The sequence below is a fragment of the Pseudoxanthomonas sp. LjRoot204_2 genome (genome assembly GCF_056175765.1).
In genome coordinates, this window is sequence record NZ_JBGFFG010000057.1 from 1 (window position 1) to 11,668 (window position 11,668).

At 62.7% G+C, this 11,668-nt stretch carries 5 protein-coding genes; all 5 read right to left on the bottom strand.

Features of this window, described 5'->3' with window-relative positions; genetic code table 11:
* Positions 1-14: 14 nt before the first annotated feature.
* A complete protein-coding gene (locus tag AC04L7_RS04555) occupies positions 15-3,017 on the bottom strand; it encodes a TonB-dependent receptor (RefSeq protein ID WP_475512592.1) in 3,003 nt (1,000 codons plus the stop codon).
* Positions 3,018-3,504: 487 nt separating this feature from the next.
* Positions 3,505-5,028 carry a tryptophan halogenase family protein gene (locus AC04L7_RS04560; RefSeq protein ID WP_475512593.1) on the bottom strand — a complete coding sequence of 508 codons (1,524 nt, stop codon included), beginning with the start codon at positions 5,026-5,028 and terminating at the stop codon, positions 3,505-3,507.
* 66 nt (positions 5,029-5,094) lie between these two features.
* Positions 5,095-8,142: a TonB-dependent receptor gene (locus AC04L7_RS04565; protein WP_435999047.1), complete on the bottom strand. Its 3,048-nt coding sequence runs from the start codon at positions 8,140-8,142 to the stop codon at positions 5,095-5,097.
* Between the two features lie 96 nt (positions 8,143-8,238).
* The gene (locus AC04L7_RS04570) at positions 8,239-9,267 is read right to left on the bottom strand and encodes a LacI family DNA-binding transcriptional regulator (RefSeq protein ID WP_475512594.1); all 1,029 of its coding nucleotides are present in this window, start codon (positions 9,265-9,267) and stop codon (positions 8,239-8,241) included.
* Between the two features lie 182 nt (positions 9,268-9,449).
* Entirely contained in the window at positions 9,450-11,666 is a 2,217-nt protein-coding gene (locus AC04L7_RS04575; RefSeq protein ID WP_475512595.1) for a glycoside hydrolase family 3 N-terminal domain-containing protein, read from the bottom strand.
* Positions 11,667-11,668 lie beyond the last annotated feature (2 nt).

An 11,668-nucleotide genomic window follows, 5' to 3' on the forward strand; every position in this document is an offset into this window, starting at 1 on the left:
AGGGCGGGTGGGTATTACCAGTCGAAGCCGAAGGAGAGCTTGAAGGTGCGGGTGGGTTCGAAAATCTCGATGCCCGTGCGGTTACCCAGGTTCGGATTGACCGGGCCGCGCCCACCGTTGCCCGTACCGTACGCGCCGTCGTACTGATTCCAGTTCCTCCAGTTGAACGCGTTGATCAGATCGACCCGGACCTTGAAGCTCAGGTCCGTGCCGGTATGCCACCGCTTCTCGGCTGCAAAGTCGAACTGCTTGAAGCCGATGGTGCCATTGGGCGTATACGGATCGTAGAAGCACAGATAATTGGCTGCAGGCGCAGGCAGCGAATTCAGGCAGTTCGTACCGGATTTCGGAATCGGTGTTGCCAGCACCAGTTTGCCGCTGAACACGACATCCCAGCCCGGCGAGTAGATGCCACTCAGGACAAGGCGATGCTTCGGCACGCCGGTCGAGGTGTACATCTGGTCATTCGCGAAAGCGTAGTCGAAGAGATAAGTCTCGCCAGTCGATGCGTTCGGGCGATTCTCTTCCGCATCGCTGTAGGTATATGCCGCATTGAAGCCCCACGGCGATTCCGCCGTATACGGCTTGTCGATGGAGAGCAGCAGCGAATTCAGGTTGTACTCGAAGCCGTTGTCTCCGAGGATCAGACTGCCGTAACCGGGGATGGCGAAGCCGAACGGCGCCCCGCCCCATGTCTGGCCCAGCGCCTCGAACTCATGGAACGTTCCATTCGGACGCCTGTTGCCCAAATGGGAGTAAATGCCGTCGCGACTGCGTATATGGGAGAGCGTGACCGACGTGTTCCAGTCGAGGCCCCACAGCGAGACGATGTTGCGCATGCCCAGGCTGAACTGGTCGGAATACGGGGTCTTGAGATCGTTATTGAGCAGATTGACCTCGCCGCCCGCCGTCGGATTGGCGGCGCTGTAGGCGTCCAGGCCTGCCTGAGTCAGCAACGCGCTATTGAAAGGAATGCAACTTGCGCTGGCGGCACAGGGATGCAGTGGCGTCGGGAAACGGATGCTGTAAGTGGTGAACGCACCGCCGTAGTATTCGCGCGCCATGTAGTCGAACAGATTGCGGTCGTACGCGCGGCCTGCACCACCGAAGATCACATGACGCTGATCGCCGGTCAGGTCATAGGAGAAGCCCAGGCGTGGCTGGATGGCCCCCTTGAAGTCCTTGCGATTGCTGCCATCGCTGATGTAATCCTCGATGTCGTAGTCGGTATCGCGGATGTTGGTCCAGCCACGCAACGCGGTGGCGATGCGGGGATCAAGGCGATAGTCGGTGTAACTCGGGATTTCTTCGTAGTCCCAGCGCACGCCAAGGTTGAGTGTCAGCTTGTCAGTGACGGCCCAGTCGTCCTGGAAGTAGATGCCGAACTGCTTGTTGGCGGACTCCACGAACGGGTCACGACCGAGACGCGCTGTCGTGAACTCGATGCGGTATGGCTGCGTCAGGCTTTCGTTGACGTCGTACCAGTAGCGCGGATAGGGCGGGAACTGCTGGAACGCCGTCAGGTCGACCCGCTTGTACTTGATGCCGGCCTTGAGGGTGTGTCCCTCCCACCCGTAGAACGTGAAGTCATTCTGCAGCGACCAGCCTTTCTGGCCTTTGTCCTGGAAATTGGGTCCGCCGCCGGCATTCAGCACGACCAGGTCCAATTGGCTCGGATTACGCGGATTGACGATGGTGTAACGGCTGCTGGGCGCATTCACCAACGGAGAGGGGTTGTAGGACGATTCCTCGAAGGTGATGTGCGCGTCATTCATCCAGCGCTCGGCCGAGTAGACCGATCGAAGGTCGTAACGCGTCTCATCGTTGACCAGGCCGGTACCGGCCTCGGGCAGGTTGACGCCACCGATGCCCGAAACACCGACTTCGTCGCGCCGGCGTGCCGAGAACTCCACCAGGTGATTGTCGCTTGCCTGCCAGCTCAACTTTCCGAAGTAGGTATCCTGGTTGAAGGGACGGCTGTAGAGATTGTCGTACGGCGCAAGGATCTGCGACGGCAGGTTGGCGCCGGCAGCGTCCGTGGGCAGCAGCATGAGCGCAGGGCGGAGGATGTCCTTCGCCTCGTAAGTAACGAAGAAATGCAGCTTGTCGCGAATCAGGGGGCCACCGACCGAAAGCCCATACTGCTCCACACGCTCGATGGCTTCGGCCCCCAAACGCTTCTCTTGGGGCGTCGGACTTTGCCATTTCTCGCTGGTGCGATCCCAGAAGAAACTTCCACTGAACTCGTTGGTGCCTGACTTCGTAACGGCAGTGACCGCCGCACTGCTGATCTGGTCGTACTCGGCCTTGTAGTTCGACGTGATGACCTTGTACTCGCCGATGGCGAGTTGCGGGAACGGATTGCCTTCACTGTCGTCCTGTCCGGTGATGCCACCCGGGGTGACGTAGTTCTTCTGGCCCACGCCGTCGATGTAGACATTGATGTTGCTGGCGCCTTGCGCGCCACTGCGAAGTTGGCTCTCCTGCCCGCTCGGCGGCGTGGTGAAGAGCATGCCCGGCACGGTGTCCGCAAACGCGAGGAAATTGCGCGAATTCTGCGGCAGCAGTTCGATCTGCTTGTTGGACACGTAGGTCGCGACTTCCGACGTCTTTGTCTCCACCAGCATCGGCGCGGTCACGCGAACCGTATCGAGCGTGGTGGCGTYGCCGGCGGGCGCCTGGGCGGCGGATCCCTCAAGATTCAAGGTTGCCGTCTGGCCGACCGCCAACGTCACCGCACGGCTGCTGGTCTGCCCGCCGGCCGTCACCTCGATGCGGTACGCACCGGGCGGCAAACCACCGATGTTGTAGCTGCCATTGGTCGCCTTCGCACTGCGGGTGAGACCGGTATCCACGTTGATCACGGTGACGGTGGCATCGCTGGCAACCGCGCCTCGCAGCGTGGCGGACGTCGACTGCGCAAGCGCATGGGGTGCCGCCATCGCCAGGCAACTCGCCAGTGCGCAGGACAACAGTTTGCGATTGAGTTGGAACGTGTTGCGGCCGTGATGCTTCATGCGGTCTCCCCTCCAGGATGGGTACAACGTTTGCGACACTCATGCCGCGTGTAATCGATTACATCTTTCGCACCAAAAAAGCGGCATCGCTGCCGTGTACCGTGACGCTCCCCGCGCCCGTCCGTCTGATGGATGTGCCGGACACGCCCGCAGGCATGCCGCTTCGTGGCGTTGTCGCGTGCCAGAGAAAATCCACGGGATGGGCCATGCGTTGACGGCTCAATGACCAGGCAGGACGTCGCGTCATGACCTGCCACCCTTTGCGCGCCTCGCAGGTGAGCCACCCGTGCGTCATGTCCGCCCTCCACGGCTGACCTTCACTGTAGGCAATGTAACCGTTTTCAGCAGGGGTGGCAAAAGCGTTCTTGCGATCCCCTTCGCGCCTTGCAGGCCGCGGACAAAAAGGGAAAATTCCAGCCGTTTTCTGCTGCATCGCAACGTAGATTCGTGGCGTGTCCAGCTCCCAGCACTCGCCCCACGCCCGCCCTCACGACACCGTCGCAGGGGCCCGGCAATGACGGTCGATGAAGGCCTGATGCTTGGGCATGGCCTGCACGCATCGCTGGAGCGTCTCGCGGACACTGGCCACCAACCGAACCACATCCTCCTCCGGCATGCGATCCACAAGGGGCGAATACGCATGCGGCACGATCCGCTGCCCCAACATCACCTGCACCCAGCTCTGCAGCGCGAAGAATTCCTCGCCGTCACGGTAGAAGCGCCCGGTAGCGCGGAACAGGTCCAGGTTCGCCTGCAACGTATCGGGAATCGGCATGTCCCGGCATCGCCGCCAGAAAGGCTCGTCGCGTTCGACGGCCTTGTAATGCAGTATCAGGAAGTCGCGGATATGGTCGTATTCGAAGTGGGTACGCGCGTTGTAGCGCGCCACCAGCCCCGGATCCATGTCGCGATGCGGGAACATGTCCAGCAGGCGCAGGATGCCGGTCTGGATAAGCAGCAGGCTGGTGGATTCCAGCGGCTCCATGAACCCGCTGGCCAATCCGATGGCGACGACATTGCGGTTCCAGAACTGCTTCCGCTTGCCGGTGACGAAGCGCAGGGGCCGCGGCTCTGCCTGCGGCTTTCCGTCGAGGTTGCCCAGCAGCGTTCCGATCGCCTCGTCTTCGCTCATGAAATCGCTGCAGTAGACCATGCCGTTGCCGGTGCGGTGCTGCAACGGAATTCGCCATTGCCAGCCGGCGGTACGCGCGGTGGATCGCGTGTAAGGCGTGGGATCGCCGACGCGGTCGCAGGGAACGGCGACCGCACGGTCGCAGGGCAGCCAGTGGCTCCAGTCCTCGTAACCGGTCTGGAGCGCCTGTTCGATCAACAGCCCGCGGAAGCCGGAGCAATCGATGAAGAGGTCGCCGGTGACGCGGCGACCGTCTTCCATTACCACAGCGCTCACGAATCCCGTTTCCGGCACCCGTTCCACGTCGACCACCTTTCCTTCCACCCGCTCGACACCCAAGCGTTCGGCGAATGCGCGAAGGTAGCGGGCGTACAGCGTCGCATCGAAGTGATAGGCATACGCGACGTTGGCGAGCGGCGACGTCGGCGGTACGTCGTTGGCGCCGGGCAGGAACCGGTCTTCGCGCGACGCGAGCGTCTGCAACTGATAGGAGCCGATATCGCCCACGTCCTTGCCTGCCAGCAGCAGGCGCAGCCAGTAGTGATGGAAAGCGGCGGGGCCGGGATCGTGGCCGACCGTTCCGAAGCCGTGCATATAGCGGTCGCCGACGCGCGCCCAGTCGCGGAACTCGATGCCGAGCTTGAAGGTGCCCTGCGTGGCACGCACGAACTCGGCCTCATCCAGCCCGAGTGCCTGCGCGTTGAACGTTCGGATGTGCGGCACGGTCGCTTCGCCGACGCCGACGATGCCGATCTCGTCCGACTCCACCAGCCGCACCTTGCAGCTTCTGTCCAGATGCCGGACCAGTGCCGACGCCGCCATCCAGCCGRCGGAGCCACCGCCCACCACGACGACCTCGCGAATCGCATTCCCGTCCATCTCCCCTCCCCCATATGACGGGACCCGCTTGCGCGGGTCCCGAACATGACCGATGACGCCGTCCTGTTACCAGGTCAGACGTGCACTAACGAACAGCGTACGCGGCGGCGTGTAGCTCGTGACGCCGAGCCCGGAACTGACCACGCTCGTTTCGGGATCGTAAACGCCACCGGTACCAAAGGCGGTACGGTATGTGCTGTAGTTCGCCGCGTTAGTTACGTTGATCATGTCGGCGCGGACCTCGAACGTCATGTCCTCTGCGATATCGAAGCGCTTGGACAGCGAAAGGTCAAGCTGCTTGGTGCCGAGCGTGCCGGGAGTATCAACCGACACGATCAACGGCGGCACGGGCGTCGCGGAACCGTACTCCCACCAACCCACGACGAGATTACCTGGCGGCGGCGTAGCCAGTGTGACCTTGGCGGATGCAGTGATGCCCCATGGCAGATCGTAGATACCGGTCATCACCAAGCGATGCCGCGAAACCGCCTTCAGATCGATGAAGGGATAGTCCTCAATGGTGGCTGCGTCGAAAGAATAATGTTCGTCGCCACCACGATTGCCCTTTGCACGCGAGAACGTATACGCAGCAGTGAAGCCCCAGCCCGACTCTTCGGTGTACGGCTTATCTGCCGACAGCAGCAATTGCGTCGTCTTTGTCTCGATGCCGTTGTCGCCAAGGATGAGTGAGCCGAAGCCGGGCGGCGAGTGCTCCCACGGCTGGGCGATATCGTTGGCGTTCCAGGACGGCGCATCGTAGAAGTTGCCATTCGGGTAGCGGTTGCCCAGGGTGAAAACAAATCCTTCCTTGCTATGAACATATGCCACCGTCGCCGACGTGTTCCATTCGCCGATCGTGCCACGGATGCCCAACGAGTATTGGTCGGAATACGGCGTGACCAAATCGTTGTTCATCAGGTCGATCTCGCCATTGCGGTTGCGCGCGTCGACCAGCGAATAGAGCTCATCCATGCCATTGAGGTACCGCGGATCCCAGTTGACGCAAGTAGCAGATATGGGCGCGCAACCCGAGCTCTCGACGAAGTTGATCCGGTACGTCGAAAGTGCCGACTTAACCTGCTCAAGACCCATGTAGTCGTACAGGTTGCGGTCGTAGCTACGCCCCGCACCGCCAAACAGCACCCAGCGTTCGTCGCCGGTCAGATCGTACGAGAAGCCCAGACGGGGCGCCCAGTTGTTTTTGTCTGCCTTACGGTTGTTGCCGGTACTGATGTAGTCCTCGATGTTGACGCCGCCGGCGCGCAGCTGGTCCGCGTAGACGCCGCCCGAGTTGCTACCCGTACCAGGACCATACAGTGCATCGACAACCTCCTGGGGCGTCTGGAAATCCAAGTAGGACGGAATTTCCTCGTAGTCCCAACGCAAGCCAAGGTTCAGCTGCAGGCGATCTGTGACATCCCAGTCATCCTGGATATAGAGCCCATACTGTTTCGCCTTGGTAGTGACGATCGGCGAGGCCCCTTCGAACGGAGCGTTGAAGTTCACTTGATAAGGAATCGTGTTCGTGCCGATCGGCAGGTACGCGCTCGGCGTCTCCGACCCGTCGTTGACCGCGTAACGGAAGGTCGGATTGATGGCGGAGTTCTCGCTCTGCGTCAATTCGACCGACTTGTACTTCACACCCATTTTGACAACATGGTCGCCCATCCACTCGAACGAGTTGAACGTCAAGTCGTTCTGGAACGCAGGGCCCTTCTGGCCTTTACGTTGGATCGACAGCGCGCTGGTCGAGTCACTGGTAATCAGCACCTCGCTCTCGCGCAGCCCGCGCGTGAAGACTGACTGGTTGCCAATAATGTAAGCAGCGGGGTTGAACAGCGCATCCTCATACGTCACGCGCGCTTCGTTGAGGTACGAGTCTCCATAGTGCATCCAGCGCAGGTCGTATCGCTTCTCGGTATTGAAATTGACCTTTGCAGCGCTGTCCGTCGTGGTGCCGCCATTACCGCTGACAGCCTCTTCATCGCGATACTTGGCGGAAAGCTCAAGGCGGTCGTTGTCACCGACATCCCAACTGATCTTTGCGAAGTAGAGATCCTCTGCGAACGGCGACGTCGTGGGCCCGTACTGCGCACGGATGCGATCCGGCAGGAAATCCTGATAACTGCCCCGGTTCGAAGGCACCGCCACCGGATCGACGTTCAACACGAAGTCCTTGGCTTCGTAACTGAAGAAGAAATGCATCTTGTCCTGGATGATCGGGCCACCCAGCGCGAAACCGTATTCGTTCTGCTTGGTCTTGTCCTTCTCGGTACCAGCAGCCTCTTCGCCGACGGTCCGCTGGCGCATTGAGGTATTCGTGTAACGCGTGAACACCTCACCCTTGAACTCATTGGTACCCGACTTGGTCTGGGCGATGACGGCGGCTGAGCCCACCTGATCGAACTCCGCCTTGTAGTTGGAGGTCACGACCTTGTACTCGCCGATCGCCAGTTGCGGAAACGGATTGCCCGCACTCTGGTCTTGGCCCGACACGCCACCGGTCATCACATAATTCTTCTGACCAACGCCATCGATATAGACATTGATCGCGCTGGTCTTTTGAGCACCGCCGCGCAGTTGCGACTGGCCATTGCTCTGCGAAGTGGTGAACTGCATGCCCGGCACGGTATCGGCGAACTCAAGGAAGTTGCGCGTGAGCTGCGGGACGGTGTTGATCTGCTTGAGCGACACGTTGGTGCCGACTTCAGAGGTTTTGACCTCTTGGAGCGGCGGTGCGGAAACCCGCACGGTGTCCAGCGTAGTGGCATCACCAGTGGGTGCCGCAGGCGCAGCGCCGGCAAGATCCAGGCTCACCGACGTCGCGACCTGCAGGGTCACCGTGCGTTCGGTGCCACCCGAGGAAACCTTATAGGTACCCGGCGGCAACCCTACCAACGCGTAGCTGCCGTCGGCGGTAGCTGTCACCTGACGCTTGCTGCCAGTAGCAGTGTTGACCGCCGTGACCTGCGCGCCAGCGTCAGCCTTGCCGCGCAGCGTGGCGTTGGACGACTGCGCGATCGCGTGGCCGCTCGCCACGACCAGCACGCTGGCCAGTGCGCACGTCAGCAGTTTGCGCTTGGGTTGGAACATGTTCCGGTTGCGCTGTTTCATTGGCTCTCCCTCCAAAGATTGATGTGGTGCATATCGGCTTGATGCCGCTTGTAATCGATTACATCCCCGCCCAAAAAAAAGCGGTCCTGTCTCTACCTAAGTCTTTGCGTGGCGGCCCTCTCCCACACTCGAAGCCCGGACGATCAGTTCTGGAATCAGCATGGCGGACGGCGCGACGCGCGCGCCGTCGGAATCGATCGCATCCAGCAGGCGGCTCATCGCCTGTCCACCCAGCTCCGCGATACTGACGCGCATCGTGGTCAAGGTCGGGTGAACGAAACGCGCCAGCGGAATGTCGTCGAAACCGGCCAGCGCCACATCCTGCGGGACGCGCACGCCGGCCTCGTTGAAAGCGTACAGGCAGCCCAGTGCCGTCATGTCGTTGGCGGCGAAGACGGCCTGCGGCCGGTCCGCCGACTGCGCCATGCGCTTGCCGGCCTCATAGCCCGAAGACTCACTGAAGTCGCCGGCGAATTCCTGCGGTGGCGTCCCCGGCACGAAACGCGCCATGGCATCGCGGTAACCGCGCAGGCGTTCGCGCGCATCGAAGTTGCCCTCGGGGCCACCGATGAAGGCGATGCGGCGGTGCCCGGCGTTCGCCAGGTGTTCCACCATTGCCACGGCAGCGCCGTAGTTGTCGATGGTCAATGCAGGATAGGACGCATCCTGCACGTCGGTATTGATCAGCACGACCGGCAGGGAGGACGGCAGGTTGTCGACGAGGAAGCCAKGACGGTCGCTGTACGGGGACAGCACCAGCAATCCGTCGACGCGGCCCCGCATCGCACGCAGCGCCTCGCCCTGCTCTTCCGGGTGACCGTGGTAACTGGAGACCAGCAGATGTTGGCGACGCGCGCGGGCGACCTGGTCGATGCCGCGTACCAGTTCCGAGAAGAACTCACCGTACAGATCGGGCAGGACCACGCCAATGGTCTGCGTGCGCCGGCTGCTCAGGCTGCGCGCAGCGGCGTGTGGCTGGTAGCGGAGGCGGTCGGCGGTGGCGAGCACCTGCTGGCGGACGGACTCGGCGACATTCTCGTGGCCATTCAACGCACGCGACACGGTGGCGACGGAAACCCGCGCCTCACGTGCGACGTCCTTGATGGTGACCGAGGTTCGCGCCATTCCCCGCCCCTCCGCGGTGATGACTGCTGCAAGTGGCGCGGACTGTAACCGTTTTCACGGAAACGTGTAAAGCCCGCGTTATTCGACACGCAAACCCTCGGAAATTCATGCACTTGAATGAACCTCCGAGCGACCGGGAACATTTTGCATTGCAGCATGATCCGCTGCTGCAATTCCCACTTTTACTTCGGCACGACCTCGAATGCGGCATCGCGCGTGCGATCGGAACTGCCACCGACGAAGACCGTGAACGTGCCGGGTTCCACCACCCGCTGCATGCGATCGTCGTACATCGCCAGATCCTCGAAGCCGAGCTCGAACGTGACAACCTTCGACTCGCCCGGCGCCAATGCCACCCGCTGGAAACCCCGCAGCTGCTTCACCGGACGGGTGATGCTGGCAACGTCGTCGCGCACGTAGAGCTGCACCACCTCTTCACCTGCGCGCTTGCCGGTGTTGCTGACGCGCACGCTGACGCGTTGCCGCAGATCGCCGAGCTTCAGCGTCGGCGATGCCACGCTGGGCGCGTCGTAGCGGAACGTCGTATAGCTGAGGCCATGGCCGAACGCGTAGAGGGGCGTCCACGGGACGTCGAGGTACTTGCTGGTGTACTTCTCTTCCTCGCGCGGCGGACGGCCGGTGTTCTTGTGCGCGTAGTAGATCGGCACCTGACCGACGTTGTGCGGGAACGTCACCGRCAGCTTGGCGGACGGATTGACGTCGCCGAACAGCACGTCGGTAATCGCATGGCCGCCCTCCACGCCCGGGAACCAGGCTTCGAGGATGGCCGGCACCTTGCCCTTCAGGCGACCGATCGACAGCGGCCTGCCGTTCAACAGCACCACCACCACCGGTTTGCCGGTCGCTGCCACCGCCAGGGCGAGCTGCTCCTGGACACCCGGCAGGTCCAGCGTCGTGCGGTTGTTCGCCTCGGCGCTCATGTCCGGATGTTCGCCGAGGAACATCACCACCGCGTCGGCATTCTGCGCCGCCGCCACCGCTTCGGCGAAGCCGGACGTATCCTGGCCATCGATCTCGGCGCCCTTCGCCACGGTGATGCGGGTGCCATTGCCGAGCGTGGCCTTCAGGCCTTCCAGCGGCGTGACGGCATCTTCTTCCTTGCCCGCCACCGCCCAGTTGCCCAGCATCGCGCGGCGGTGATCGGCCAGCGGCCCGATCACCGCCAGCGTGCGCACGGACTTGGACAGCGGCAGCACGTCGTTGTCGTTTTCCAGCAGCACCAGCGACTTCTGCGCCATCCGGCGCGCATCGGCGCGATGCGCAGGGGTCAGCGTCATCGCGCGCTCGTGGGCACCATCCGGCGTGCAGGAGCGGTAGGGATCGTCGAACAGGCCCAGCCGGTACTTCGCGTTGAGCACGCGACGCACGGATGCATCCAGTTGCGCCATCGGCACCCTGCCCGCCTTAACTTCGGCGGGAAGATCCTTCACGTAGATCTGGCTGACCATGTCGACATCCACGCCGGCCCGCAAGCCCAGCGCGCCGGCCTGCTTGCGGTCCGCGGCGATGCCGTGCGGCATCAGCTCCATCACACCGGTGTAGTCGCTGACCAGCAGCCCATCCCAGCCCCACTCCTTGYGCAGCAGGTCCTCGATCAGCGGCCGGTGCGCGTGCATCGGGACGCCGGCTATCTCGTTGAAGGCCGCCATGATCGATTGCGCACCTGCATCCACGGCAGCCTTGAACGGCGGCAGGTAGAGCTCGTGGAGCGTGCGCTCGGAAATGTCGGCGACGTTGTAGTCGCGCCCCGCCTCGGCCGCGCCATAGGCGACGAAATGCTTGGCGGTGGCGAGCACCGCATCCGGCTTGCGCAGGTCGTCGCCCTGGAAACCGCGCACACGCGCGGCCGCCAGCACCGAACCCAGGTAAGGGTCCTCGCCTGCGCCCTCGACCACCCGGCCCCAGCGCGGATCGCGCGAGATGTCGACCATCGGCGCATAGGTCCAGTGGATGCCATGCGCCGACGCTTCGATCGCGGCGACGCGGGCGGCATGCTGCACTTCCGCGGGGTCGAAGCTGGCCGATTCGCCCAGTGGCACCGGGAACACGGTGCGGTGGCCGTGGATGACGTCGTAACCGAACAGCAGCGGAATGCCGAGCCGGGACTCTTCGACGGCGATCTTCTGCAGGCGGCAGGTCAACGCCGCGCCTTGGGTTCCGAGGTACGAGCCGATCTCGCCACGCCGGATCTGGTCCTCGTTGCCGGCCATGGCCGCCGGGCCCGTGTTGTTGCCGACGCCTGGCGGCTGGTTCAGCTGGCCCAGCTTTTCCTCCACCGTCATCTTCGCCAGCAGGGCGTCGACGAACGCCTTCTCTTCGGGCGTGGCATAGACCGGAGGCGTCGCAACGGCGGGCGCCGACAAGAGCGCGGCGAACATCC